Annotated in this window: 20 protein-coding genes and 6 pseudogenes; 13 read left to right on the forward strand and 13 right to left on the reverse strand. The window is 68.8% G+C overall.

Annotated features, from left to right (window positions below; translation table 11 throughout):
• Positions 1 to 122: 122 nt before the first annotated feature.
• Positions 123 to 1,967, reverse strand: a complete 1,845-nt coding sequence (locus AAFF41_RS09700; protein ID WP_319751355.1) for a TIGR03767 family metallophosphoesterase — start codon at positions 1,965 to 1,967, stop codon at positions 123 to 125.
• A gap of 440 nt (positions 1,968 to 2,407) precedes the next feature.
• Here AAFF41_RS09700 and AAFF41_RS09705 point away from each other — a divergent pair, with 440 nt between their 5' ends.
• Both AAFF41_RS09705 and AAFF41_RS09710 read left to right on the forward strand, forming a co-directional pair.
• Complete coding sequence (locus tag AAFF41_RS09705) at positions 2,408 to 4,786, forward strand: beta-galactosidase (protein ID WP_343323841.1); 2,379 nt, start codon at positions 2,408 to 2,410, stop codon at positions 4,784 to 4,786.
• 91 nt (positions 4,787 to 4,877) lie between these two features.
• Complete coding sequence (locus tag AAFF41_RS09710; RefSeq protein ID WP_343323842.1) at positions 4,878 to 5,963, forward strand: LacI family DNA-binding transcriptional regulator; 1,086 nt, start codon at positions 4,878 to 4,880, stop codon at positions 5,961 to 5,963.
• A gap of 121 nt (positions 5,964 to 6,084) precedes the next feature.
• Here AAFF41_RS09710 and AAFF41_RS09715 read toward each other — a convergent pair.
• A pseudogene (locus AAFF41_RS09715) lies at positions 6,085 to 6,378 on the reverse strand (DUF4442 domain-containing protein); the annotation flags it as partial.
• Between the two features lie 184 nt (positions 6,379 to 6,562).
• Positions 6,563 to 6,790, reverse strand: a complete 228-nt coding sequence (locus AAFF41_RS09720) for a hypothetical protein (RefSeq protein ID WP_319751358.1) — start codon at positions 6,788 to 6,790, stop codon at positions 6,563 to 6,565.
• 481 nt (positions 6,791 to 7,271) lie between these two features.
• On the opposite strand from AAFF41_RS09720, the gene AAFF41_RS09725 reads away from it, so the two are divergent.
• Positions 7,272 to 8,024, forward strand: coding sequence for a hypothetical protein (locus AAFF41_RS09725; RefSeq protein ID WP_319751359.1), 753 nt, complete (start codon positions 7,272 to 7,274; stop codon positions 8,022 to 8,024).
• A gap of 891 nt (positions 8,025 to 8,915) precedes the next feature.
• Here AAFF41_RS09725 and AAFF41_RS09730 read toward each other — a convergent pair.
• Both AAFF41_RS09730 and AAFF41_RS09735 read right to left on the reverse strand, forming a co-directional pair.
• Entirely contained in the window at positions 8,916 to 9,764 is an 849-nt protein-coding gene (locus AAFF41_RS09730) for a hypothetical protein (RefSeq protein WP_343323843.1), read from the reverse strand.
• 707 nt (positions 9,765 to 10,471) lie between these two features.
• Positions 10,472 to 11,242 (reverse strand): transposase, encoded by a 771-nt coding sequence (locus AAFF41_RS09735; protein ID WP_319751361.1) that lies wholly within the window; start codon positions 11,240 to 11,242, stop codon positions 10,472 to 10,474.
• A 58-nt stretch (positions 11,243 to 11,300) separates the two neighbouring features.
• On the opposite strand from AAFF41_RS09735, the gene AAFF41_RS09740 reads away from it, so the two are divergent.
• Positions 11,301 to 11,573 carry a YrhB domain-containing protein gene (locus tag AAFF41_RS09740; RefSeq protein ID WP_343323844.1) on the forward strand — a complete coding sequence of 91 codons (273 nt, stop codon included), beginning with the start codon at positions 11,301 to 11,303 and terminating at the stop codon, positions 11,571 to 11,573.
• A gap of 255 nt (positions 11,574 to 11,828) precedes the next feature.
• Positions 11,829 to 12,998: a cytochrome P450 family protein gene (locus AAFF41_RS09745; RefSeq protein WP_319751454.1), complete on the forward strand. Its 1,170-nt coding sequence runs from the start codon at positions 11,829 to 11,831 to the stop codon at positions 12,996 to 12,998.
• Between the two features lie 259 nt (positions 12,999 to 13,257).
• Here the strand turns inward: AAFF41_RS09745 and AAFF41_RS09750 are convergent.
• Positions 13,258 to 13,380 (reverse strand): annotated as a pseudogene (locus AAFF41_RS09750) (PadR family transcriptional regulator); the annotation flags it as partial.
• A 168-nt stretch (positions 13,381 to 13,548) separates the two neighbouring features.
• On the opposite strand from AAFF41_RS09750, the gene AAFF41_RS09755 reads away from it, so the two are divergent.
• The 4 genes and pseudogenes from AAFF41_RS09755 to AAFF41_RS09770 form a co-directional block, all read left to right on the forward strand.
• On the forward strand, positions 13,549 to 14,742 hold the full coding sequence (locus AAFF41_RS09755; protein ID WP_319751363.1) for a PucR family transcriptional regulator: 1,194 nt from the start codon (positions 13,549 to 13,551) through the stop codon (positions 14,740 to 14,742).
• Between the two features lie 419 nt (positions 14,743 to 15,161).
• A complete protein-coding gene (locus AAFF41_RS09760) occupies positions 15,162 to 17,495 on the forward strand; it encodes a molybdopterin cofactor-binding domain-containing protein (protein ID WP_319751455.1) in 2,334 nt (777 codons plus the stop codon).
• A gap of 10 nt (positions 17,496 to 17,505) precedes the next feature.
• Positions 17,506 to 17,982: a (2Fe-2S)-binding protein gene (locus tag AAFF41_RS09765; protein WP_319751364.1), complete on the forward strand. Its 477-nt coding sequence runs from the start codon at positions 17,506 to 17,508 to the stop codon at positions 17,980 to 17,982.
• Between the two features lie 155 nt (positions 17,983 to 18,137).
• Positions 18,138 to 18,716, forward strand: a pseudogene (locus AAFF41_RS09770) (XdhC family protein); the annotation flags it as partial.
• Here AAFF41_RS09770 and AAFF41_RS09775 read toward each other — a convergent pair.
• Positions 18,711 to 19,004, reverse strand: a complete 294-nt coding sequence (locus tag AAFF41_RS09775) for a hypothetical protein (RefSeq protein WP_343326492.1) — start codon at positions 19,002 to 19,004, stop codon at positions 18,711 to 18,713. The pseudogene AAFF41_RS09770 and the gene AAFF41_RS09775 sit on opposite strands and share 6 nt — an antisense overlap.
• On the opposite strand from AAFF41_RS09775, the pseudogene AAFF41_RS09780 reads away from it, so the two are divergent.
• A pseudogene (locus tag AAFF41_RS09780) lies at positions 18,921 to 19,813 on the forward strand (integrase core domain-containing protein). The gene AAFF41_RS09775 and the pseudogene AAFF41_RS09780 overlap by 84 nt on opposite strands.
• Before the next feature lie 21 nt (positions 19,814 to 19,834).
• A pseudogene (locus AAFF41_RS09785) lies at positions 19,835 to 20,116 on the forward strand (integrase core domain-containing protein); the annotation flags it as partial.
• Positions 20,117 to 20,241: 125 nt separating this feature from the next.
• Here AAFF41_RS09785 and AAFF41_RS09790 read toward each other — a convergent pair.
• A complete protein-coding gene (locus tag AAFF41_RS09790; RefSeq protein WP_261689159.1) occupies positions 20,242 to 20,559 on the reverse strand; it encodes a hypothetical protein in 318 nt (105 codons plus the stop codon).
• Between the two features lie 11 nt (positions 20,560 to 20,570).
• On the reverse strand, positions 20,571 to 20,774 hold the full coding sequence (locus AAFF41_RS09795; protein WP_319751365.1) for a hypothetical protein: 204 nt from the start codon (positions 20,772 to 20,774) through the stop codon (positions 20,571 to 20,573).
• 134 nt (positions 20,775 to 20,908) lie between these two features.
• Here AAFF41_RS09795 and AAFF41_RS09800 point away from each other — a divergent pair.
• Positions 20,909 to 21,705, forward strand: a protein-coding gene (locus tag AAFF41_RS09800; protein ID WP_425526240.1) for an IS5 family transposase whose coding sequence is annotated in 2 segments (ribosomal slippage) — positions 20,909 to 21,251 and positions 21,251 to 21,705 — 798 coding nt in all. Because the reading frame shifts where the segments join, the coding sequence is not laid out codon by codon here.
• Between the two features lie 171 nt (positions 21,706 to 21,876).
• Here the strand turns inward: AAFF41_RS09800 and AAFF41_RS09805 are convergent.
• The 4 genes from AAFF41_RS09805 to AAFF41_RS09820 all read right to left on the reverse strand — a co-directional run bounded on the left by AAFF41_RS09805 (position 21,877) and on the right by AAFF41_RS09820 (position 25,275).
• Positions 21,877 to 23,232, reverse strand: a complete 1,356-nt coding sequence (locus tag AAFF41_RS09805) for a tetratricopeptide repeat protein (protein WP_343323845.1) — start codon at positions 23,230 to 23,232, stop codon at positions 21,877 to 21,879.
• Positions 23,233 to 23,942: 710 nt separating this feature from the next.
• On the reverse strand, positions 23,943 to 24,491 hold the full coding sequence (locus AAFF41_RS09810) for a YcxB family protein (protein WP_079173927.1): 549 nt from the start codon (positions 24,489 to 24,491) through the stop codon (positions 23,943 to 23,945).
• A gap of 206 nt (positions 24,492 to 24,697) precedes the next feature.
• A complete protein-coding gene (locus AAFF41_RS09815) occupies positions 24,698 to 24,928 on the reverse strand; it encodes a hypothetical protein (RefSeq protein WP_319751367.1) in 231 nt (76 codons plus the stop codon).
• Between the two features lie 38 nt (positions 24,929 to 24,966).
• Positions 24,967 to 25,275, reverse strand: coding sequence for a hypothetical protein (locus AAFF41_RS09820; protein ID WP_343323846.1), 309 nt, complete (start codon positions 25,273 to 25,275; stop codon positions 24,967 to 24,969).
• A 143-nt stretch (positions 25,276 to 25,418) separates the two neighbouring features.
• Here AAFF41_RS09820 and AAFF41_RS09825 point away from each other — a divergent pair.
• Positions 25,419 to 26,224 (forward strand): annotated as a pseudogene (locus AAFF41_RS09825) (IS5 family transposase).
• The last annotated feature ends 4 nt before the right edge of the window (positions 26,225 to 26,228 follow it).

Consider the following 26,228-nt stretch of genomic DNA (forward strand, 5'->3'; position numbering starts at 1 on the left):
TATGACCACCGGTGACTCGTGTCAATGAAATGAACAGGAACCGCCGGCACCCCGACGACAACCGAAGGGACCACAGCAGAGGCCACGGCAGGGACCGAAGCAGGGACCGCGGCGAGGGTGGGTTATGCCGTCGCCGAGCCTCCCGCCACCACCAGTTCCGCGTTGCGGTCCCCGGGACCGCCCGCCCAGCCCTCCTGGACGCCGCCCTTCATGGTCTCGGCGAGGCCGGGAGCGTTGTAGGCCACTTCCCGGTACAGGGAGGCGAGTCCCACCGCCGACAGGTCGTCGAAGTCCCGGGCGGTGCGGTGCGGTGCGGCGGACTCGACGAGGGTGGTGAACAGGGACACCGTCCCGTCCCCGTTGTCGGCCAGCTCGATCAGCCGGGCGTGGTGCGGATAGTCCACGTGGGAGGCGGTGTTGACCTCCCAGAAGGAGCGGGCGGGCGTCGCGTGCGCGTGCGGCGTGATCCGGTTGACGTGACTGTGCCCGTTGATCCAGGCCACCACGTTCGGGAACCGGCCGAGCAGGGCGATGACCTCCGCTCCGTCGTGGCGCGGCTCGTCCGTGCGGGCGGCGTCGGGACGGCGGGTCATGCTGGGGCTGTGATGGTGGCTGAAGACCAGGATGTGGGCGTCGTCGGCCCCGGTGTTGCGGACGAGCCGGCCGTCCGCGTCGTAGGACCGGGAGCTGTGCGCGGCCAGGGTCCTTTCCAGCCAGCGGAGTTGGTCGCTGCCGAGTGAACCCTCGTAGTGGCCGCTGCGGTACGTCGTGTCGATGCTGATGCCGAGGACGTTCTCGGCCACCTTGAAGGAGTAGTACATCCGCTCGCCGTCCAGGTTGTCCTGGGTGTAGCCGTGGCCGACCGGACCGGCACCGGCATGAGCGGGGTCGAGATGCGCGGCCAGATAGTCGTGCGGGGTGCACAGCCGGCGCCGCTCGTCGGCGGTCACGGTCCGCGCCGAGGCCGCGTTCCTGGTGAGGATCGCCTTGAGCACCTCGCTCTTCGGATCGTCCCCCGACCCGAGCGCCTTGGCGTAGGCGGCCGCGTCCGCGGCGGACACCGACAGCAGTTTGCGGGACCCGACGGCGAAGTCGTTCAGCGCGGGCGACAGGCAACCGCCGGGCAGATCGTCGTGGTTGCCGACCGTGGAGTACCAGGGGATGCGCAGTCCCGGGCTGGCGATCGGGCGGGTGGCCGCGGCGAGGAAGCCGGGGATCAGGGGCAGCCCACGCCGCTTGTCCAGGTCGCGCAGGTGGGGGTCCCCGGGGTGCCAGTACAGCGGGAGACCGGAGTTCTGGGCACCTTCGTACGCCCGCGGGTCACCGGTGTTCGGCGTGATCCGGCCACCGCTCATCACGGTCAGGAACCACTCCAGCTCGATCGCGGAGTTGTTGTCGACGTTGTCGCCCGTGGTCATCACGAAGGCAGGGCGCAGCCTGGTGTTCGGCCCTCCGCCGAGCGCGTTCACCTGCTCGACGAGCGCGACCGCCCCGGCCACCGTCAGCGCCTCCTGCGCCCGCCACGACGAGGCCCCGCGCGAGCGCAGGAACTCGGTGCGCAGCGGGTTCTGTACGTCGGCGAGATGGAGGTCGGTGAACTGTACGAAGCACGCGAGCGGGGTACGCCGGTCCTGGCGCCCGGCACCGGGCGTGGCGAGGTCCTTGCGGACGACCAGGGGCCAGCCGGGGCCCGAGACCAGCCGTCGGTAAGTGCCGGTGTGGGCGCTGCCGCCGAGGCGGGCCGTCGTCTCCAGGGTGGTCAGGGCGTACGGCGCCGCCCGCGGGGCGCTGCGGGGCGGCCGCTGGGCGACGGTCCGTGCGGCGGGCTCGACGGCGGGGATGTGGCGCTGGCGCGGCAGGAGCGTCCCCGCGCTGGTTCCGGCGACGCCGGCCGCTGCCGTGGCGCCCGAGGCGAGCAGAAATCGACGACGGTTGACGGCGGCGGATACGGATTCGGTTCCGGCCATGGGGCGACCCTCCGGTGCCTCCGAGCGATTCACTTGCTGGAACCACTCAGCCAGGCCGCGGGGACACAGGCGTGGCCTCGCCGTGAACGCCTCCGGAACAGGCGGAACGCCACTTGGCCCCGGTGTTTGCGCGGACGTCGCCCGGCCCGCGGAAGGTCCGGCGCGACGCGGACCACGGCCTTCCGGGGCCGTTCCGCCATCGGTCCCAAAGTCCCTTGACGCGCGCCATGTTACCGATAACATCACTGAGCCTGGGAACGCTCACAAGCCCCCGAACTCGAGAACGAGAGCGGGAACGGGAACGGGCGAGCGAACCCCACCGCGCCCGCGCCCGCCCTCCTCCCGCCCTGCACTCGCACCGCACCCACACCCACACCCACACCCGCACCTCGCCCCGCCGAAGCCGACGCCCTCCCCCAACCCGGACCGGAGAAGTCCCGATGTCGCATCTCCTGCGCGTCCCCGCGCCCCCCGCACCGCCACTGACCGGCCATCTCCCCTTCACCGACGCCCCGGGGGCGCCCGACCCCATCGAGGTGACCAGCCGCTACCTCACGCGCGGCGGCCGTCCCTGGTTCCCGGTCTCCGGCGAGTTCCACTACGCGCGCTACCCGGCCCGGGACTGGGAGGAGGAGCTGCTGAAGATGAAGGCCGGCGGGGTCACCGTCGTCGCCAGTTACGTCATCTGGATCCACCACGAGGAGATCGAGGGCCGCGTCCGCTTCGACGGCGACCGCGATCTGCGGCGCTTCGCCGAGTTGTGCGCCCGGCACGGCCTGGACTTCATCCCGCGCATCGGCCCCTGGTGCCACGCGGAGGTCCGCAACGGCGGCTTCCCGGACTGGCTGCTCGCCCGCACCCGCGCGCCCCGCACCGACGACCCCGCCTATCTGGAGCCCGTACGCGGCTGGTTCACGGCGATCGCGCGACAGCTGCGCGGACTGGACCGGGCGCACGGCGGTCCGATCGTCGCGATCCAGATCGAGAACGAGCTCTACGACCAGCCCGGCCACCTCCTCACCCTGAAGCGGATGGCCCAGGAGGCGGGTCTGAGCGCGCCACTGTGGACGTCCACGGCGTGGGGCGGGGTCCGACTGCCGTCGGACGAACTGCTCCCGCTGTACGGCGGCTACACCGAGACGTTCTGGACCGAGGCGGACGGCGGCTGGCCCGACACCTGCCGCAAGCACTTCTTCTTCACCCATCAGCGCGACGACGAGGGCATCGGCGCCGACCTGCGCCCGACGACCGTACGCGGCGGCGACCCCACGCCCACGGACCGCTTTCCCTGGGCCACCTGCGAGCTCGGCGGCGGCATGGCCGTCGCCTACCACCGCAGGCCACGCGTCGAGCCCGACGACATCGGGGCGCTCGGCCTCACCAAGATCGGCTGCGGTTCGGTCTGGCAGGGCTACTACATGTTCCACGGCGGCACGAACCCGGCAGGTGAACTCACCACGCTCCAGGAGTCCCACGCCACCGGCTACCCCAACGACCTGCCCGTCCTCACCTACGACTTCCAGGCGCCGCTGGGCGAGTACGGCCAGGTCCGGCCCTCGTACCACGCACTGCGCCTCCAGCACCTGCTGCTGGCCGACTTCGGCGACGTGATCGCACCCATGGAGTCCGTCCTGCCCGAGCGGCAGCCCGCCTCCCAGTCCGACCGGGACACCCTGCGCTGGGCCGTGCGCGGTGACGGCGCCTCAGGCTTCCTGTTCGTCAACAACCACCAGCCGCACGAACCGCTGCCGGCCCACCCGGGCACGACCTTCACGGTCGAGTTCCCCGACGCTCCCGCCCTGACGTTGCCCAGCGCCCCGGTCACCGTCCCGACCGGCGCGTACTTCTGCTGGCCGCTGCGTCTGGACATCGCCGGTCTGCGGCTCGACTGGGCCACCGCCCAGCCGGTGTGCCGGGTCCAGGACGACGGACGTACGGTCCTGGTACTGGCCGCCATCGATGGCGTTCCGGTCGAACTCGCCCTGGACGCGGGCACGGTCGCGTCCGTCGACACACCCTCCGGGGCCGTCGACAAGACCGACGGCCGTGTTCTGATCACCGGTCTGCGTCCCGGCACCGACGCCCTCGTCCAGGTGAGGACCGCGGACGGGAACGACATGGGCCTGCTCGTCCTCGACGCCACCACCGCGCGCACGGCCTACCGGGGGACGGCGTGGGGCGCCGAGCGGCTGGTCCTCTCCCCGGACAGTGTCGTTTTCGACCAGGACGAACTCCGCGTGCACAGCTCCGCGTCGCGCCCCTCCTTCGCCGTACTGCCCACGCCCGCACGGCCGTTGACGGTGACCGGGGCACCCCTGTCGGCGACGGCCGACGGCGTGTTCACCCGCTGGACGACCGAGGAATGGGCCGACGGGGACATCCCGCCCGCCGCCACCCTCGTGCGCCCCGCGGGCCCGCCGCCCACGACCACGACCGGTCCCCTGGGCCGGGCGAGCGCCCCGGCGGACGAACACTTCGCCGCCTCCGCCGCCGAGTACCACGTCAAGCTGCCGGACGACCTCCCGCACCGGCCGTCCGGCACCGTCCTGCGCGTCCACTGGACCGGCGACGTGGCCCGCGCGTACGTCGGAGACACCCTCGTCGCCGACCAGTTCTTCTCCGGGCGCGTCTGGGACATCGGCCTGGACCGGCTCCCCGCCGCGGCCCCGCGCAACCATGGGCTGCGGCTGCTGTTCCTGCCCCTCGCCTCCGACGCTGCGGTGTATCTGCCCGAGCGGGCGGGCGACGTCACGGGACGGGCGGCGGTGTGGCGCGTCGAGTGGGGGACCAGCCGCGCCTGGGCGGTCCGGGCGGGCTGACGGAGGGGAGGCGGTCCCGGCGGGCCTATCCTGTGGGCCTGCCGGGCGGATCGGGACAGACCGCCGCCGAGACGTCGGAGGAAGCGCCCCCATGACCCGAGGTGCCACGGACGGCGCCGCCCCCCAGGGAACCGAGGGCCCCAAGGGACGCAGCCGGCGCAGCTTCGCGGGGGCGCGTCCGGTGATGGACGACGTGGCCCGGCTGGCCGGTGTCTCGAAACAGACGGTCTCCCGGGTGCTCAACGACAGTCCCGCGGTGCGGCCCGAGACCCGGGAGGCGGTCGTGACCGCCATGCGTACACTCGGCTACCGGCCGAGCCGCAGCGCGCGTTCCCTGGCCAGTGGCAGGACGCGGATGCTCGGGGTGATCTCGTTCGACGCGGCGCGCTACGGGCCCGCCTCCATCCTGACCGCGATCAACTCCGCGGCCCAGGAAGCCGGTTACCTGGTCAGTTCCATCGCGCTCGACACGGCCGACCAGGACACCCTGGTCCGCGCCGTGCACACGCTGTCGGCCGAGGGGGCGGACGGCCTGCTCGCCATCGCACCGCAGCGCTGGGTGGGCAGGGCCCTGGCGGAGGCGGCGCTCGACGTTCCCCTGATGGTCCTGGAGAACGACCTCGGGGACGACGCCTCCTATGTCACCGCGGACTCCCGCGACGGGGCGCGCCAAGCCACCGAGCATCTGCTGAAGCTCGGCCACGGCACGGTTCACCACATCGCGGGCCCCACGGGCTGGCTGTCCGCCGAGCGCCGATTGGACGCCTGGCGGGACACCCTTCGGGCGGCTGGGGCCGAGGTCCCCGAGCCGCTCGTCGGCGACTGGAGCGCGGACTCCGGGTACGCGCTGGGCCGCCGGCTGGCCACGCGCCCCGAGGTGACGGCGGTGTTCGCCTCCAACGACCAGATGGCGCTCGGCGTGCTGCGCGCTCTGCACGAGGCAGGGCGGCACGTTCCGGACGACGTCAGCGTCGTCGGCTACGACGACATCCCCGAGGCCGCCCACATGCTGCCCCCGCTGACGACCGTGCGTACCGACTTCGCCGCGACAGGCCGGCGTTCGCTTCAGCTGCTGCTGTCGCGCATCGACGGTTCGGCGAAGCCCCGGATCGATCACATCGAGCCGGTCCGGCTCGTCGTACGCCGCAGCACGGGCCCCGCGCCACGGGGGCGGTGACGCGGGGGCAACCTCCGGGCGGGTCCGCCCGGCGCCAGGGGGAGGCGTTCGGATCACCCCGGGGCCGCGGCGATCCGAACGACGTCTCCTGGGCCGAGCAGACCCGCTCCGTTCGCTCGGCTCAGCCGTTCGGCCGCAGGGTCCAGACGACGGTCATCTCGCCCGTGACGGCGCCGTCCGCGCGCTGGATGGCGATGGCCACGGGGAACTCGGGGCGCTGACCCGCGTCGAGCTCGGCGACGACCTCCGCGGCCGGGCGGCCGAGGGTCGCGGTGGCCGTCACGGGGCCCATCGCGAGCTTCTTGTACGCGATCTCGGCGCTGACCGCGAGCGGCACGGCGCGCGACAGCTGCTCCCCGAACGCGGCGAGGAGGAACGCCCCGCTCGCCGACTCGCCGAGGGTGAACATCGCTCCGGGGATTCGCCCCTAACCACACGCGGGACATCGGTTCGGGTCGGGACTCGACGCTGAGCGTACGTGTTCGGGCGTTGTACGTCATGCAGAGACCGAACAAAAGGGCGACGTCATCTACGTCGATCAGCACCTCTTCTTTACGGTGCCGGTTCTAACCGCAGCAGTGCTCCAGCGGCCTCCTCGTTCACTGTTGGCGCTTCATCAGGGAGCGCCTGCGGTGGGCGCGGTGGAAGAAGCCGGGCCAGGCGTCGTCGATGGCGCCTTGGTCGTCGCTGCCGTAGCAACTGTGCACGGCGGTTGCGGGGAGCGTGGCGGGGCGGAGTTCCGCGAGGAGCACCGGCTTGCTGCGCGGCGAGGTGTACGTGTCGTCGCAGGTGGCGTCTTCCACGGCGCAGGAGGTGCGGGCGTCCATGCCAGGTGCGGTGTCGCCGAGGTCAGGCGCAGCAGCGGGGCGTGCGTGGGGCCGGGGCGGTGCGTGAACTCGGTGCGGATCTTGTCGAGGGCCCAGGCGGGCAGGACGGACGGGGCGTCGGGAGAGGGCTTGGTGTCGTGCGGGCCGGACAGCCAGATAGTGGTCGACAAGGGCGACGCGTTCGTCGTCGTACGGCTTGGTCATGGATGGGGTGCGCTGGGCGGGCCGGGCGCCGGGTCGTGCTGACACCCGTCTAAGGAGAATTTCGGCGGCTGATCGTGCCAGCCGCAAGGCCACGGTCTTGCGCGGCAGAGACCCTGAGCGCCGGAGAAATTGCTGGTCAGCGGCCGATCTGCCATGAGGGGGCGCATTTGCCGGCGACGCCTCAATACGGTTCAGCCGACGCCGACGGCTTCCGGTCGGTGTCGGGCGCAGAGGACGGGTTCGCAGCAGCGCAAGCCAGTTCTCAAGAATTTCTTCGGTGAATTTCACCGCTGTCCGGGCGCGGAAGAGCTGCTGGTCGGCGGCAGATCTGCGGGTCGAGTCGGCGTTCCTCACCCTGGCCGCCGCGCCGTGGCCGCTGACTCTGCCGGCCTCGCTGCTCACCAGCCCGGAGGCGGGAGCGCTGCCGGTGACCATGGTCCGTTCGCGGCTGGTCCACCCCAGCTGCACGGCTCAGGCCCGTGCTGGGGTGTGGCGTGAAGTCCTGCGCCGCCGCCAGGAGCAGGGCGAGCCGTGGGGCACCGTCGCCGTCGGCTTCATCGTGCCCGGGTTGCGGCGTGCGCTCGCCCGGTTGCCCCGGCTGGCGGAGATCGAGGCATGCGAGCTGGAGCAGGAGGTGCTGGCGGCGGTGACCGTCGAGCTCGCGGCCCTGCCGGTGGAGGCGGAGGAGGCCGGGCTGCGGCTGGTGAGGGCTGGGGACCGGGCGGCGCACCGCCTCATCTACGCCGCACAGCGGGCGCGGCGTACGGCGACGGTGCCGCTGGACGAGAACGTGATCCCGATCCGCCAGCTCTCCCGTGGCAGCGCCGAGGTGTTCGCGGTGCTGGAGCGCGCCGTGAACGCCGGTCTCGTCACCAAGGAAGAGGCCGAACTCATCGCGCAGACCCGGCTGGAGCGCCAGGTCATGGCCAAAGCCGCGGGCGCGGTCGGGATGAGCGTGCGCGCCGCCTTCCGCCGCCGGGCGGCGGCCGAGCAGCGGCTGGCCGCCGCGCTGGCCAAGGAGCAGTTCTGAAACCTGCGGTGGCACGATCGGGCGCCGAATTTCTCCTCAGGAGAGTGAGGGCACCGGCAGCACCCAGCGTGCCGTAACCACCCTCCGGCCCTACTCGTCCCTGGGGTTCGGGCAAGGCGTCTCGTGCTGACACCCGAACCCGCCCCCTCCCGCATCAGCGGCTCGCCGCCGCGGCGGTCGAAGGAAAGGCCGAAGAAACGACACGGCCCGCCTGACAGCCCTCACCGCGGCAGAAGTCCGCAGATTCCTGGCACCTGCCGGACAAGACCAACTCTGCGAGTGCCGAATAATCATCTGTCCTGGTCAGGCCACTGATCAGCGATGAACCGAATCCAGCCGGCTGCCAGCGGGGCAGGCGCCGCCTTGGCATGATGATCAGCCGTGCTACTGCGCTTGGTCTACTTCGCCGTCACGAACACGGTCTCCTTGATACACCTGCCGCCGATGAGTGAGCGCGAGAAGGCGATCGAGATCCTGGTGCTGCGACACCAACTCTCTGTCCTGCAACGCCAGGCAGCCAAGTACGCGTTCACCCACGACGACCGGTTCCTGCTCGCAGGTCTGCTCCACCACCTGCCACGCCAGGTCGGGGCCCTGATCCCCACGCTCCGGCCGTGTCCGCTGATCACGTCAGAGGCTTCGCCTGCACGGTGTCCTGCCGGAAACCTCATCCATGCTGGTGGTAGCGGGTGTTGGGGGGGCTTCGGGGAGGTTGGTTGTGGGCGGTGCCGCTGGGACTCTCGTCAAGCTGATGATCGCCGCGGCACGCTGCTCCACATGCTGGGCAGCCTGTACCACCGCCCACACAGTGGAGTGAGGCGGGGCAGCGACGCCCCATGAGACGGCCGGAAGACGGCGCAGAGCCTGGAGAGGCCCCCTCACACATGGTCGTCACGGGGTGGTCGTCGCAGTGGAACGCACACCGGCGGTCGGGGAGGCGGAGGGTGGAGGGAAACTCGGGTGCAGCGAGGGGGACAGCGGAGCCAGCGACCCGCACAGCGAGGCCGGGAAGGCGGGCTCCGCGCGCTGCACGTCCCGGCAGCCTCCGGCCGAGGTCCGGACGATCGGCGCCCAGCCCGATTTCTTCGCCCGGAAGAACCAGCGGTCGCCCAGCCGGGACGAGCAGGCGGGGTCCGTCGAGTCGCCGCAGGCCGGTCCCGTGCGCCAGGAGAAGTCCAGCACCAACCACTTCCCGTCGCACTTCTCCGAGTTCCGGTACGTGTGTTCGGGCGCGTCGACCGCCATCAACGCCTGGTCGTAGGAGGCGGCGGTGCAGCCGGTGGCCGGCGGTGTGCAGCCCAGCTTCCCGCACAACCGCAGCCCGGGCGGCTTGGCACCGTCGGCGGTGAAGCGCGTGTAGTTGTCGACGATCACGTCCCGGTCGCCCAACGGCATGGGCAGCCGGACCCTCGCCGTGGCCGTGCTCTCCTTGGTGCACCCGGAAGCCCTGTCCCCGGACGGCGAGGTGAAGGTGATCTGCACCCGCACGAGGTCCGCCATCGGGTCGGTGAGCACCGCCTTGAGCTTGCGCACGCACGCGTGAGCGCCACTGGGCACCGGCGCGTCGAGGAGCAGCGTGCGGCGGTCGTCGCCGAGACGGGCTCCGGTGACCGCGGAGGGCTCCATCGTGGTCCAGGGGATCGGCTCGGTCGCCGCTGACGACGGTGACCTCCCGTCCCCCTGACCGGCCACCTGTGTCCCGCACGCGCCGAGGAACAGCACGGCAACGGCACAGAGCACGGCGGCGACGGCCGCTCGACGTGTTCCACCTGATCGCAAGAGCGCTCCATCCCCCCGCACTGCACCGACGTCAGTCACCCCAGGCCAATATAGGGCTGTGGCCGGGAAGGCTCACCAGGTTCGGTTGGCGTGGTGGGCCGACGGGCCAGCGCTCTGTCGTAGGCCACTTCGTGTCGTGAAGGAGCAGGCGTGACCGTAGACGCTCGTTCTGCCGCCCCCGGGGTAGGAGTGAACGCCACAGCGCGGATGCGAGGGGACACCACGGATGGCCGGAACGACCGAAGGGCGGTCCGGGGAGTCCAACTGCCGTGCAGCAAACCGGTGTTGTGAGTGGCGGCTAGAAGGATTGCCGTCTTGGCGGAGGAGAACTTCGACTGACGTTCTTTCCTGGTGCGGTGGAGCGAGGAGTGGGCGGACGCATGCAGTGCCGACACCTCGCGCGGCGAGCAGGACGACGAGGCCCGGTGAGCACTGCTGCACCTGGTAGAGCCAGACGAGACTCCCGCCCCCCTGTTGGCGGCTCTCCCCATCTTCGATGGCCCCGAGGACCTCAGTGAGCGCGTCGACGACTACTGGTACGGGAAATCCGCCTGACCTGCACGGACGGGGTTTCCAGCAGGCGCAAGCATGGGAACTCTCCACGCTGCGAAGGGTTGTCCAGTAAATGATCTTTGAGTCGCCCCAGGCATGGCGTGTCACCCGTCGGCCTATCCGGCGAGGGCAAGGTTGTGCATCCGGGCGATGCCGAGCATGGCGTGGTGGACGCCGTCGCCTTTGAGGCGGCAGTCGCGGAGGATCTTCCAGGCCTTCATGCGGGCGAAGACGTGCTCGACGCGGGCCCGGACCTGCTTGTGGGACTTGTTGTGTTCTTCTTTCCAGTCCGGGAGTTCGTTCTGGCCACGCTCGCGACGGTGCGGGATGACCAGTCCGGTACCCGGGTAGCCGCCGTCGGCGATCGTGGTGGTCTTGCCGACGGCGGCCTTGGCACCGGACTCCTCCCACGCCTTGCAGTCGTTGCGGTTTCCGGCGAGCGGCCGACCGACCACGCCGACCAGGCCAGTGTCGGCGTCGATGACGACCTGGTGGTTCGTGGAGTACCGGTAGTTCATCGACCGCTCGGCGATGGTGTGATCGCGAGTGGGGACCCACGTGCCGTCCACGATGAGCACGGTGTCCTTGGCGAACCGCGTGCGTGGCTGGAGCGCGAGCATCGGCCCGAGGTGGTCGATGATCCGGTCCGCCGCCGACTTCGAGACCCCGAACAGCGGCGCTAGCTGGCGCATCGTCAAGTTCGTGCGCCAGTACGCCGCACCCAGCAGTGCCTGATCCTCCAGCGGAAGGCTCCACGGCCGGCCCTTGCGGACCGCGTCCGCACCCTCGCGCCGCAGAACCGTCACCAGCTTCCCGAAGGCTCGGGGGCTCAGCCCGGTGAACGGGGCTATCCAGGACGGCTCCGATGCCGTGATCACACCAGCCACACCAAGATCATCCCAGGCCGGTTAGGGGGCCTCCTTCGAGCCGACGGACTGGAGACAGATGATGGAGCAGCACGAGGCCCTGCAGCTCGCGGTGGCGTTTCTCGCGCGCAGCCAGCGCGATGACGAGCCGCCTCTCGCCATCGACGCAGAGCGGGTCCGAGAGAGCAACGGGCTCTTGATCGTGCCCTACAACTCTGTGCAGTACCTCGCCTCGCGTGATGTGAGACAGCAGCTGCTGGACTGCTGGCCCATCCTCGTCGACCTTGAACGCGGAGACGTGCGATTCGGGACCCTGGACGAGCGGCATGTGTGGAGGAACCCGAGCACCTGACGAGGCCACGGCTGTCCGCAACCGCAGTCACGGGACAACCCTGAGGGGATCGACGCCTACATCCCCCACACCACAGTGATCTTCAGGCTCATGGCGGTTTCCGTGCTCGCCTTTGTCGTCCCCGCCGTTCCCGTTTTTCCCCAACCTGTTCGGCTGGATGCGTCCTTCGCCGAAGCGCCGCCCACTGCTAGCGTCGGGCCAACTGGGAGACGGGGGCAGGCGGTGGCGGCAGCCGAGGTGATCGATCTGGTGGCGATGGGCGAGGACTTCGTCCGCGATCCGTATCCGGTTTACGCGGCGCTGCGCGAGCGCGGACCCGTGCACAAGGTGCGGATTCCGGAGGGTGCGGAGGCCTGGCTTGTCGTCGGGTACGAGGCCGGCCGGGCGGCGCTCGTAGATCCGCGGTTGTCCAAGCAGTGGAAGAACGCGTCGCCCACCTTTCCAATCCCCAGTCCATCTGCGGGCCCGCACATGCTCAACTCCGACCCGCCGGACCATGAGCGGCTGCGCAAGCTGGTCGTCCGTGAGTTCACTCCGCGCCGGATCGAACAGTTCGCGCCGCGCGTGCGGCAGATCACCGACGAGTTGATCGACGCGATGGTGGCGCTTCCGGACGGGCGGGCCGAACTGGTCGAGGCACTCTCGTTCCCGCTGCCAATCTCAGTGATTTGCGAGCTGCTCGGCGTGCCGATGCTGGACCGGGCCGCGTTCCGCACCTGGACCGGCACGATCCTCACCGACCCCGACCCGGAGGCGCGGCTGGCGGCGACCGGTGAGGTGGCGACGTATCTCGCCGAGTTGCTGGAGCGCAAGCGCCTGGCCCCGGGCCAGGACCTGATGAGCGCCCTGATTCGCACCACCGACGAGGAGGGCGACCGGCTGTCTGCGGAGGAACTGCGCGGTACCGCTTGGCTGCTGCTGGTCGCGGGGCATGAGACCACGGTCAATCTGATCTCCAACGGCGTGTTGGCCCTGCTGACCCATGCCGACCAAGTCGCCGCACTGCGCGAGGACATGACGCTCATGGACAACGCCGTGGAGGAGATGCTGCGCTACGACGGGCCGGTGGAGACGCCGACGTTCAGGTTCACCACCGAGCCGGTCGAGATCGGCAATACGGTCATCCCCGGCGGTGGTGAGCTGGTCCTCGTGGCCCTGGCGGACGCAAACCACGACCCGGCACGCTTCCCCGACCCCGGCCGCTTCGACGTCCGGCGGCCCGCCCATGGTCATGTCGCCTTCGGCCACGGCATCCACTACTGCCTGGGCGCGCCGCTCGCCCGCATGGAGGCTCGGATCGCGATCCGTGCTCTGCTGGAGCGCTGCCCCGACCTCGCCCTCGACGCCCACCCGGCCGCCCTGACCTGGCGCAACGGCATGCTCATCCGCGGCCCGCGTCAGCTGCCGGTCCGGTGGAAGTCCTGACCTCCCGCTTGCCGAATACCTCATCCGTGCTGGTCAGGCTCCATGCGTGTACTCGTAGAGGATGCCGCCGCATTGCGTGCGTCTACGTTGCCCTTGCCGAATACCTCATCCATGCAGGTGCAAGCAGGTTTCGGGTGTGCTGGCCATTGTCGCTGCAGTCCGCGCTCTCGCGCGGTTGGCGGTGTGCCCGGCATGGTGATCGGTCGTGCTGCTGAGACTGGCCACAATCCACCACCCACCTCCGGGTGGCGCGCGGCGGGTGTACGGATTCGGAACTGTGCGCCTGCCGGTGCCGTTCGGCCTCGCGGATCAGCACCGCCGGGTCGTCGAAGGCCGCGCCACGGATCTCAACGGCGAGGTCGTGCCGGAGGCTCTCGGGTTCGAACGCCATATCGCGATCCTTTCTGTGCAACTGGTTGCGCAGACAGGCGGCAGCGCTCGTTGAAGAAAGGACTCACCCGGGACGGCGGGGCAACTGGTCGGGCGGTAGCCGGGCCTCATGCCGAACGCTTTGGGCTCACACACGATCGCGGGCGTCTATCATCCGCGCATGACCATGCCGCTGGGCGCCGACCCGTGCATGACTGATCTGCTCGACCGGCTCCTGGTCTCGGTGGACTCACTGACCGACGAACTGACCGCCGAGATCCTCAACGGCGAGCGCTCGTACGCCGAGGGCATGCTGCTGAGCCACGAGCAGTTGCGCGCCCCCGTGCACGACAACCTGTGCACGCTGCTGGCAGCCTTGAAAAACGGGGGTGTGCCCACCAGCATGGACGCCCCGCGGGCGGCGGGCCGGCTCAAGGCCGAACAAGGCATCCCGCTGGCCGCTCTGCTGCATGCCTTCCGTCTCGGCGGGCGGTTCATCTGGGACCGGCTGCTGGCGATGGCCCTCGGCAAGGACAGCGCAGCCTGGCTGCTGCACAGGGCCTCGGACATCTGGTTGATCATCGACGAGTGCTCCAGCGCCGCTGCCGAGGCCTACCGCGTCGCGGTGGAGGAACAGGTATGCCGCGATGCCGCCGCACGGCGCGTCATGCTCACCACGCTGCTCGACGGCACCGCGGGGAACAGCTCCAGGGCCTGGGAGGCCATGCGGGTCCTGCGGCTGGACCGCAAAGGACCGTTCCTGGTGGTGTGCGGCGAGATCAACGACGGCGTCGGCCCTCTGCCGACGGTCGAGGGACAGCTGCGGGCGGTCGACATCGACGGCGAGTGGATCCACCGGGCAGGCAGCCTGCTCGGCCTCCTCGCCCTGCCGAACGAGCAGCTGGTCGTCGCGGTGGAGGAACTCCTCGACGGCATCGCACTTTCCCGCGTGGGCATCAGCCGGCCCTTCGCCTCGCTCATGGACGCGCCGAACGCTCGACGGGAGGCCCAACTGGCGGCCCAGTGCCTGCCACCCGGGACCCCCGGCACACACGTCTACGGGAGCTCGCCGATAGCCCTGCTCGCGGCGGCCTCCCCCGACGCCGCTTCCGAGGTGGCCCGTACGGTCTTCGGGCCGCTGCTCACCCTGCCGACGACGGAACGAGCCGTCCTGCTCGACACCTTGGGCGTCTGGTTCGCCACCGGCGGCTCGACCACAGTGGCCGCCGAGCACCTGCACTGCCACCGCAACACCGTCCTGTACCGGCTGGGCAGGATCACCGAACTGACCGGCCGGCGAACCAGCGACGCGGACTCCTGCGCGGAGCTCTACGTTGCCCTGCAGGCCGTGCGACTGGGCACCATCCCGGAATGAGGCCTCGGCCGGCCTGGACACCGGTACGCGCGGACGCGCTCCGGCGATCACGCCGAAGGTCGGCGCGGGTGTCTCCCGGTGGTCAGGGAACCGGCGGACTGAGGTTCTCCCGGCGCCGACAGGCCTCTGACTGTCTCCCTTCACAGTCCCCTTTCACTGTCCTTTTTCGCTGTCTCCTCATTTCATTCTCTCCTCGTGCGAATACTGGCTTTCCGTTGTGCTCGCGCACAATCTGCTGCCCCGCTTCGCTGGTGCTCGGCCCAAAGACCAGGACTTTATGCGGTTCTAGGCTCTGGTCCGCTCGCCTATGGGGAGCCGACAACAGGTTGTGCCCAGTGCTCCCTGCCGCGCTGGTCCCGAGAACGCACCTGTCTGCCGATCTCGGGAGCGGACGACCGGGAACAAGAAAGGAATGGCCGATGACCGACGTCCCTGCCAGGAGTAGCCGCACCTCTGGACGTGGTGAGCGCGCGCGGGTCGGCCGCCGCGCGTTCATCGGCTATGTGCTGGGTGGAGCCACGCTTGCCGTGGCCGCCGACCTCGGGCTGGGCACACCTGCCTACGCCGCGGTGCCCTCAGCGCCCCAGATCCCGGAGTTGTACGACCTCGAGGATCTGCAGACCGACGCCGCGCTCCCCACGTCCGCGCTGATCAAGATCGTGATCAACGAGGACGGCACCGCGTCGTTCGAGCTTCCGCGGATGGAGGTCGGCCAGGGAATCACCACCTCGACAGCGATGATCATCGCCGAGGAGCTCGACCTGCCGGTCGACAAGGTGCACGTGGCCTTGGCACCGGCCCGCCCCGAGTTGATGTTCAACCAGCTCACCGGCGGATCGAACACCACGGTCTCGACCTTCACACCTGTACGAGTCGCCGCGGCGATCGCCAGGAAGGCGCTGCTGGAAGCCGCGGCGATCGAGCTCGGCTCGGCAGTGGCGCTGCTGAAGTCCAAGGAAGGGGCGATCTTCGCGCCTGACGGGTCATCAATGACTTACGGCTCTCTGGCCACCAAGGCCGCCAGCCGCACCGTCAAGGCGGTGCAGGTCGAACTCAAGGCCACTTCGAGTTTCTCGGTGATCGGCAAGCCCTACCGGCGGGAGGACGCCCGACTTGCGGTCACCGGGCGGAAGAAATTCACGCTGGACCTTCACGTGCCGGACGCGCTGCCGACCATGGTCTGCCGCCCACCCACTCTGAACGGCTCGCCGAAGTCGGTATACAACCGAGCCACGGTGCTTGCCATGCCGGGCATAACGGATGTGGCGATGGTCGACACGGGAGTCGCTGTTCGCGCGGAGACATTCGGGCAGTGCATCGACGCGGTGCGTGCCCTCGACGTGGAGTGGAACCCGGGCCCGGTCGCGGGCGAGTCCGACGAGACGATCCTGGCCCGGCTGAGGAAGGCCGAGCTGCCGCTGGCGGTCCCGAAGGTCCCGCTGCTGGCGGGCACGGTGGAGGCGGACTTCACCTTCATGTTCCGCAGCAGCGCCGCTCTCGAGCCGAACTGTGCGATCGCCGACGTCCGGTCGGACCGCGCGACGGTGTGGGCGGGACTGAAGGTGCCGATCGTGGCACAGGGTGACATCGCCAAGGCAGTCGGCCTGCCGCAGAACGCGGTCACCGTCAACGTCGTCACCGGCGGAGGGTCGTTCGGACACAAACTCTTCGCTGACCCCGCCATCGAGGCCGCCAAGATCTCCAAGGCGATGGGCAAGCCGGTCAAGCTGATGTGGCATCGCGCCGACGAGCCTCGGCAAGGGCGGGTGCACCCCATGGTGACCTCGCGGATCCGGGCCACGTACCTGGCCGGGCAAGTGCTGACCTTCGAACAGCGGCAGACCAGTGTGGTCACCGACTTCAGTCACGGACTCGGCGAGATGATCACGGCGACGGCCGACAGGCTGCCCACCGGGCTCGGCGCGCTGGGGTTCTCCGAGACCATCTTCACGCTGACCCAGGAACTCCCCTATAACTTCGGCGTCGTCACCCAGCTGCTCAACGAGACCGACGCGCGCTTCAACACCGGGAGCATGCGCAACATCTACTCGCCCGATGTGGCGTGTGCCAATGAACTGGTGGTCGATCAGCTCGCCCGGAAGATGGGCAGGGATCCGCTGGCGTTCCGACTTGCGTTCCTCAAGAACGACCGGGTCAAAGCGGTGCTCCAGAAGGTCGCCGACGTGGGCAGGTGGGGCAGGTCGATGCCCGCCGGGATGGCGCAGGGCATCGCGATCCACAGCGAGTACAAGGGCGCGACCGCGGTGCTCGTCGAGATCGACTGTCGGCCCGAGACCGTGAACCGCAAGATCTACAACGCCGTCACCGGGCCGCGGGTGACGAAGGCCGTGATCGCCGTGGACGCCGGACTGGTGATCAACCCCCAGGGCCTGGAGGCCCAGATGCTGGGTGGTGTCTCGGACGGGATCGCGCTCGCCCTCACCAGCAGCCTGCACCTGCGCGACGGGCACTTCCTCGAAGCCAGCTGGGACAACTACTTCTACACCCGGCAGTGGAACGTCCCCTTTGACTTCGAGTGCATCGTGATGCCCTCCGACTCCGAGCAACCCGGTGGTGCCGGCGAAGCCGGGGTGGCCGCGTCCGTGGCCGCGGTCGCGGGCGCCTACGCCCGTGCGACCGGCACGATGCCCACCCGGTTCCCGATCAACCACGGCACGGTGTCCTTCGAGGTCAAACCCTTCATCCCACCCATTCCCGAGTCTCCGTCCGACGGCCTGAGCCACACCTACTGAGGAGCGCACCATGAGCACGCACACCTTCATCCTCAACGGCAAGCGCGTCAGCGTCGACGTCGATGACAACCTTCGACTGCTGTGGGTCCTGCGTGACGTACTGGACGTCACCGGACCGAAGTACGGCTGTGGCATCAATGTCTGCAAGGCCTGCACGTCCCACTTCAACGGCAAGGCCTTCAATCCTTGCGCGGTGGAGGTCAAGGACGTGGGGCCGGACGACGAGATCACCACGATCGAAGGCCTGCCCGACACGGTCGGCAAGGACCTGCACCCCATGCAGGAGGCGTGGCTGGAGTACGACGTGGCACAGTGCGGCTACTGCCAACCCGGGCAGATCATGGCGGCGGTGGCCAAGGTCAGGCAGGCACGGGCCGCCGGTCATGAGATCAGCGACTCCGACCTCGACGAGATCCGCAACATCTGCCGCTGCGGTACCTACCACCGCATCCGGGAAGCGATCAAGGCGGGCGCCGCGCACATGTGACCTGCCCCCGCCCGAGTGCGCGCCGCACAGGGCGTGACACGCACCTGCGTCAGCCCTCGCGGGGGGCTCTCGAGGGCGGGCCTGCACAGAGTGGCCACCATCAAGGGCCTCCCCCACGGCCGGCAGGGCCCTGCGCCCTCGAGGCCACTGTGTTCCTGGAGACAGGGCGCACGGGCACGATCGAGATCGGTGCCCGAGGCAGCCGGTGCGGCGAGCCACTGACGCTGTTGGTGGAATCGATCGCTCCAACGCCACGTATGTTGGTCTTCGGTGCCATCGACTTCGCCGCGGCACTCGTACGGATCGGCAAGTACCTCGGCTACCACGTGACCGTATGCGATGCGCGCCCCCTCTTCGCGACTCCGGCACGCTTTCCGGAAGCGGATGAGGTGGTCGCCGACTGGCCGCACCGCTACCTGGCGTCACAGGCGTGGGACGCACGCACCGTGATCTGCGTACTCACCCACGACGCCAAGTTCGACGTCCCGTTGCTGCAGCGGGCGTTGCGGCTCCCGATCGCCTACATCGGCGCGATGGGTTCGCGTCGGACCCACCTGCAACGGCTGGGGCTCCTCCGGGAGTCCGGTGTCACCGAGGCGGAGCTGGCACGGTTGCACTCTGCGGGTGCCGATAAATCATCCGGCCAGGTCAGGAGCTTGATCGTCGGTGGCGGGCCCGCTGCCACCGCACCGCTCCATGGTCTTCACGTGAACGGCGGTCGGGCGGCATCATGATCTGTCGCGCTGCTGCGCCTCGCCTACCTCACCGTGACCAACGCCGTCACCATCCTGCGCCTGCTGCCGATGAGCGACCGGGACAAAGACATCGAGATCCTGGCGCTGCGGCACCAGCTGCTGGTCCTGCAGCGCCAGGTCCGCAAGCCCGCGTTCACCGACACCGACCGCGCAGTCCTCGCCGGGCTGCTCCATCGCCTCCCGATGGGCAAACTGCGCCAACTCCTGCTCCTGGTACGCCCCGACACGATCATGCGCTGGCATCGCGACCTGCTCAAACGACGCCACGCTGCGACCTGCATACCGAAGCGGCGCGGACGCCGACCCACCGTCCGCTCGATCCGTACCCTGGTCCTTCGCCTGGCACGCGAGAACAGCTCCTGGGGGACAGGCGCATCCGCGGCGAGCTGGCGGCACTGGGCATCAAGGTCGCCGCCTCCACCATCTGGGAGATCCTCCGCGAGCACGGCATCCCACCCGCCCCCGAACGTGAGAGCACGACCTGGGCCGACTTCCTGCGCAATCAGGCGGACGGGCTGCTCGCCTGCGACTTCTTCGAAACCCGCACCCTGACCGGGGCGCGCCTGTACGTCTTCGCCGTCATCGAGCACGCCACCCGGCGCCTCCGGATCCTCGGCACTACCGCGCACCCCACCGCGGACTGGGTGGTGCAGCTCGGGCGCAACCTCGTCATGGACCTGGAGGACGCGGGCAGCAGGGTCAGATTCTTGATCCGCGACCGGGACTCCAAGTTCACGCAGGCCTTCGACGCCGTGCTGACCGATGCCGGGCTGGAGATCGTCAAAAGCGGTGTCCGGATGCCGCGGATGAACTCCATCATGGAGCGCTGGATACAGACCTGCCGGCGCGAGCTGCTGGACCGCACCCTCATCTGGGACCAGCGCCACCTGCTCCACGCCCTTCGCGAGTTCGAGTCGTTCTACAACGGGCATCGCCCCCACCGGGCCCTGAGACAAGCCGCTCCACTCCGCTCCCTGCCCGAACCGACCACCGAGCCAGGACAGATCAAGCACCTTGAGATCCGCCGGCGAGACCGACTCGGCGGGACCCTCCACGAGTACCAACATGCAGCCTGAGAAGGCCGGTTATCGGCACCCGCAATGCCACGTATGAACTCGGTCATGGAACGCTGGGTGCAGTCCTGCCGCCGCGAACTCCTTGACCGCACCCTCATCTGGAACGAAACCCACCTGCGCCACGCCCCGCACGAGTACGAGCAGTACTACAACGCGCACCGCGCTCACCAGGCTATGAGGCAGGCAGCACCTCTACGCGCCCTCCCCGAACCGATTGCCGATCCGTGCCGGATCGCCCGCCTCGACATACGTCGGCACGACCGCCTCGGTGGAGTGATCCACGAATACCGACATGCCGCCTGAGCTGCACGGATGAGGTTTTCGGCAGGCGCAGGGCCGCCGGGAAGCAATCCCGGCGGGCCCTCTGAAGCTCAGCCCGACCCCTTTACTCCGCCCCGAGCCAGCCGGTGCCGAGGAAGGTGATTCTGCTATTCATGCGGACGTCCCACCTCAAGGAACTGCCGATAGACGAGGTCGAGCAGCGCCGCGTATGCGTGTTGCGAGCGGACGACGGCCTGGTCTTCACCCGATGCCGTGTCACCGAGCCGATTGATTCGCTGCATCAACTCTTCGAGCATGGCGAGGAGGTCGACCGGCGCCGGTTTGAAGATGCCGCGTTCCACGAACCTGATGACCGTCGTGACGTATTCGTCGGCTTCCGCCAGATCGGCGTACGTCATTTTCAAGCCCTCGGTCGAGCCGCCCGACGGAAACGGCAGGCGGCACCACAGGGTGTAGGAATCCATGAAAGTCAACGTCATCCGTATCTCGAGCGCATCGTCTCGCCCAGGTTCCACCAGTGGGACGCTGGATGGGACAGGGTGAGGTGCCCGTTGATCTGCACGGGTGCGTAGGCGTCGACGATCTGCTTGTAGTCCGTCGGAAGCTCCCTGCCGAGTTCCTCCTCCAGGCGGAGCCAGGCCGCAGGCTTGGCGAAGCGTTCCTCTCCCGGGCCGAGCATGGCGAAGACGGCCTACGGCCTGCAGGTAGTCGGTCATGGCCCCTCGAAAGTAATTGCTGGGAAAACGTCCATGTCAGCATCGACCACGTCTCCGGTCCGCGGCCCGCAGGGGCCCTCGTTGTCATGGCATGGAAATGGTGCAGCAGTTGGTGCCCGACAAGTTGTGGGAGCTTTTTCTTCGTGTGGTGCCCGAGGCGCCGGTGCGTCCTCAAGGGGGCGGCCGTCGGAGGGCTGACGATCGTGGTGTCCTGGCCGCGATTCTGTTCGTTGCCACCTCAGGCTGCACGTGGCGGCAGCTTCCACCAGTGTTGGGGGCGTCCTGGCAGACCGTCCATCGCCGATTCGCTCACTGGACCGAAGCCCGCGTCTGGGCCAAGCTCCATCGCGTGATCCTTGACGAGCTCGGTTCCAACGGCATGCTCGACTGGTCCCGGTGCGCCATCGACTCAGTCGGTCTCCGGGCTCTAAAAGGGGGGCTCTGACAGGCCCGAATCCGACCGATCGAGGCAAGAAGGGATCCAAAGTTCACCTGCTCACCGACCGCAGTGGCCTGCCTGTCTCCGCCGGCATCTCCGGTGCGAATACCCATGACAGTCAAGGACTTGAGCCGCTCGTCCGGGGCATCCCACCGATTCGCTCGCGTCGCGGGCCACGCCGACGCCGCCCTGCGAAGCTCCACGGAGACAAGGGATACGACTACCCCCACCTGCGGCGATGGCTACGAGAACGGAACATCACGCCTCGTATCGCGCGCAAAGGTATCGAGTCCTCGGAGCGACTCGGCCGGCACCGCTGGGTGGTCGAACGGACCGTGGCTTGGCTGAACGGCTTCCGCCGTCTGCATCGCCGTTACGAGCGTCTGGCAGACCACTTCCTTGGGTTCGTCGGCATCGCCGTAGCCCTCATCTGCTACCGCCGAATCACCAACTAAGACGGCGTCTTAGGAGCGAGGTGAGGTGGTCACAAGCCTGACCTGCGGGTTCACTGCCTTGGGCAGATTCGGCGGCGCGTCCCCGTGCGCCCCCTGATTCCCTCTGAGTCCCCGCCCGTTCTGGCACGAGAGTGGCACGGGGACCTGCGCTGGTGACCTTCTCGATGCGAACTATTGGCTGCTCGGTCGCTCAGGTCTGCCGCGCTGGTGGCGTCGTTTCTCCTCCCGTTGGGCGGCCACGTCGGGGATGACGGCAATGGCCTCGGTGAGGCGGCCCTGCCGGATCAGTAGTTCGGCCAGGTCGGTCGCGGCCCGTTCGCCGGGCAATGGGCGTAGGAGGGCGATGGCCTCCTCGACGCGGCCGTCCTGGGCAAGCAGCCAGGCGATGGTCAGCTCGCGGTCCTCGACCCTGTCGGCTGGCAACGCCTGGATCTCCGCGATTGCCTCCCTGGCGCGTCCCGACTCTCCCATCAGCCACCACCGGTTGGACCGGAGCCAGAACTCATCGTTCTCCGCCAGGAATTCGGGGCTGCGCCCTTCCGTGAGTCCAAGGGCTCTGTCGTGCAGGCCCCGGTCGGCGAGCACGATCAGGGTCGCCTGGAGAAGGTTCCCGTCGTAGAGGTCGTCGAACGTGTGCTCCACCGCCTCGATCGCGTCGTCTACCCGGCCCTGACGGATGAGCAGTCCCATCAGTGTGCTCTCGTGCCAGCCCGGATGCTTGGCGGCGATGAGGTCGCGCAGATACGCCTCCGCTTCCCCGGCTCGGCCCAGGTTCTCCAGGGCCGTCACGTACGGGCTTACGGCGGCGTACCTCTGGGTGTCGGCAAGGTCGCGAAGTTCCTCGACCCGACCGTGTCGGGCCAGCAGCTCGGCATAGAACTTGACGTTGTTCTGCGGCCCGTACCGGCGTGCGGCCATGTCCGCGCCGAGCAGCCGGATTGCCTGGTCCGCCCGGCCGGACCGCTCCAAGACCCGGGCCTGTGCAGGGAGGGCACCCCACAGGTCGTCGCACTGCTTCGGGTCGTGCCGGAACTCCTCGGCGATCGGGGCCAGCAGTTCCAACACCCGCTCGTCGCATCCCTGGCCCTCGGTCATCTCCACCAGGGCCCCCAACAGGCGCCCGCCGCGCAGGTGCGGGCCGAGTACGCCGATCGCGTCGTCCACCCGCCCGGCCCGGACCAGCGCCTCGGCGTAGTCCCGCCACGCGTCGACCGCGTTTTCCTGCGGCCTCTTGGGGTGCGCCAGCTCCAGCGCCTGGTCGACATGGCCCCACCGCAACAGGACGTCGGCGCCCGCCCGCACCGCCGGCTGCCAACCGGTAGCCGCGAACGGCTCCACCACCGTCCAGGCCCGTCCGAACTCCCCCACCGCACACAACCCCCGCACCGCACCCGCAGCGCAGAACCAGTCCTCACGCTCCCGTGCCGCCTCCACTAGGGCCTCCAGGCCGCCGCGTTCGAGGATCTCGTCCACGATCCGCGGCGGGACGCCGCCGAGGTTGCTCAACTGCCACTGAAGATCATCCACATTCACGGGGGCACCCTAGGGTCAGCCGCCGACACACCCGCGGCGCGGCTTGCCGGTTGGCCCACCGAGCCTGTCAGCGGGCCACCCGCTCGCTGCTACGCGCGGTGTCGAGCATCTCGGTTAGCGCGTGCGGTCTTCCATTGCCGATCCCTTCGGAGCAGAGATCCGCAGGGTATCGATGAGGTCGGCGGAGTCTCAATGGCCGAGTCAAGCCGGAGGGACGTCGTCCATCGACAGGACGGCGTCCCTCCGGGCAAGGGTTTTACAACCTGGCCTCATCCTTATCAGGTCGATCACGGGGACCCATCGACGTCGGTCAACCTGCCCTCTGTCTCGTCCTGCTGGCCGCTGAGTTTCGGCATCGACCGCCCCTGCTCGCACCTGTTGGTGTCAGGTGCTGATGTCAGACCTCGAGCTACTCCCGGGCTGGTTCCTCTGCCCTTTGTGCGGCCTCTGCGGAAGTGGGCCCGTGCAGACCTGGAACACGTCACGATTCTGATCGGGATCGTGACGTGTTCCTGTCGGTCGCGCTCCTCGATGCGAACTACGGGCGGGACGGTCGCTGAAGTCTGCCCGGCTGATCAGACATTCGCTCGCGGGCGCGGCGGGTCGGCTGCGGTCGCGGCGGTTGCCGTACTTCGCTGCTGTATGCCACGCCCCAGTGGCAGGGCCGGCCATCGACCGCCGGCACGGGGCGCCCTTCACGTCCGTCACACGCGGGTGGTGTGCTGGTCCAGGATGGCCCGAAGCCGGTCGAGGTCCTCGGCCTCATGCACACCCCGCTTGGGCAGGACTTCGAGCCACATGATGTTGGGGTCTCGGCTAAGCAGGACGAAGTGGTGGGCCGTCTCCCGGTAGCCCTGGTAAACGGACCACTTCTGGACCAGCGTGCTGTAGTCGCTGTGGCAGGTGATCCCGGCCGCAGACACGGTGGCGCGGTACTCACCTTGCCATCCGATGATGCGCTGTATGTAGGCGACGTGCAGCCGTGGGTACCCCCACATCCACAGGACAACGAACAAGAGCAGCCCGGTCGAGACCACGTCGATAGTGATCAGCCAGAACCCCACCCCCAGCACGAGGAGGACACCCCGCAGCACCAGCTTGGTCCGCTTGACCCGGTCGCGGACCCGCAGACCGACCCGTGTGTCGGCAGGCTGCGGCCGGTACACCAGTTGGACCGCGGACGGTTCGTCCACGAGATCGCCGGAGGTTTCCGCGCTGTTGTCGGTACCTTCGGTCCAGCCGTCCTTGGCCATGATCCCTCCCCAGTTACAAAGACCGCGGGATCCTATCGACCGGCGGCCCTCGCACGCCCTGGTGGGGGTGACAGGCCTTGAACCTGCGGCCTCATCCTTATCAGGTCGATCCACAGGCGCCAACGGCGTTGACCAACCCGCCATGCATCCCGCCCGAGCGGTCGCGGAGGTTCGGCGCCAGTCGGCGAGGTTCGCTGCTGTTGGTGTCAGGCGTTGATGTCGGGGATCGGGGTGACCTTGACAAGCGCGCGGAGAGTATCAAGGTCGGGGCGTGGCAGCGGACGACCCCACTGGGATGCGTACTCCTCATCACCCAACTCGCCGGCCACGTGATCGAATGCGCTCACCGCAGCCTGCGCGAAGGCCGCAATAGGGTGGTGTCCTTCCCCGAACAGGGTGCCTGTATCGGCAGGTGCTTGATGGTCATCGGCCAGCACCAGACAGATGTGGGGTCTGCTACCGGCGACCGCTGTGATCAACCATTCTGAGCAGCAACGCTGGCAAACAGAACAGCCGCCGCACCGAGAACGAGCAGGTGAACGGACCCAGCGATCCACAACCGCAGGCCCATCAACCCACCTCCCGCCACGACCGCTGCGCAACCACAGCTCCACGCCCCGCGCCGCCCGGCTTGGGCAGTACGAATGCCGGGGGATCCGAAGTCATCACCCGAGAACATCACATGCATCCCGAGCCAGGCGATAAGCATGACCGACACCGGTAGAAGCGCGATCGCGAGTCCAAGATCCAACCACACCGAAGGACGCTGCATGTCCGCCAGCATGCCGCGCCACCCGCAGATACACGTGAGTATGGGTACTCATCCTGCACGCCAACTGAGACGACCACTAAGAGCTCGTAACAGGATCTTGGTGAGATGTCCTGGTCGGGCGTGACCGGTGTGACGATTCGGCCGTTCGTGATGCTGTGAGTACTCGGCCGTGGATCGTGGGCGACGACTTGTGGGCACTGATCGAGCCGCTGCTGCCACCCTGGCCCGAGAAGTCACCGGGGCCACGGCCGGTGGCCGACCGACACTGTTTGCGGGGCATCCTGTACGTCCTCTACAACGACTTAGCCTGGCAACTCCTGCCGCTGGAGATGGGGTTGGGCTCCGGGCAGACCTGCTGGCGACGCCTGGAACGTTGGCAGCAGGCAGGGTCTTCGACCAGCTACACCGGATCCTGCTGGCCGAACTGAACGCGGCCGGCCGCCTTGACTGGTCGAGGGCCTGCGTGGACGGCTCTCACCTCCGCGCGAAAAAGGGGGCTCCGACACCGGTCCGTCGCCGGTCGACCGGCGGAAAACGGGCAGCAAACACCACTTGATCCGCGACGGACGCGGCACTCCGCTCAAGGTCATCACGACCGCGGCAAACGTCAACGACGTCACCCAGACCCTCGCCCTGGTCGACGGCATCCCGCCCGTCGCGGGCCGCCCCGGCCGTCCCCGCAGACGCCCCGAGGCCCTGCTCGACGACAAGGGCTACGACTCCAACGCCAACCGCGAGAGCTGCACAAACGCCGGATCCTGCCGGTCATCTCCCGCAAGGGGGTCCCGAACATCCAGGGCCCGGGCAAGCTCCGCTACGTCGTCGAGCAGACCTTCGCCCTGCTCCACCACTTCAAAAGACTCGCGTCCGCTGGGAACGACGCACCGAACTCCACAACGCCTTCGTATCCCTGGCCTGCAGCCTCATCTGCTGGAGACGTCTCAACAGGCCCGAATCATGACGGT

The organism is Streptomyces mirabilis (genome assembly GCF_039503195.1).
GTDB lineage: Bacteria > Actinomycetota > Actinomycetes > Streptomycetales > Streptomycetaceae > Streptomyces > Streptomyces mirabilis_D.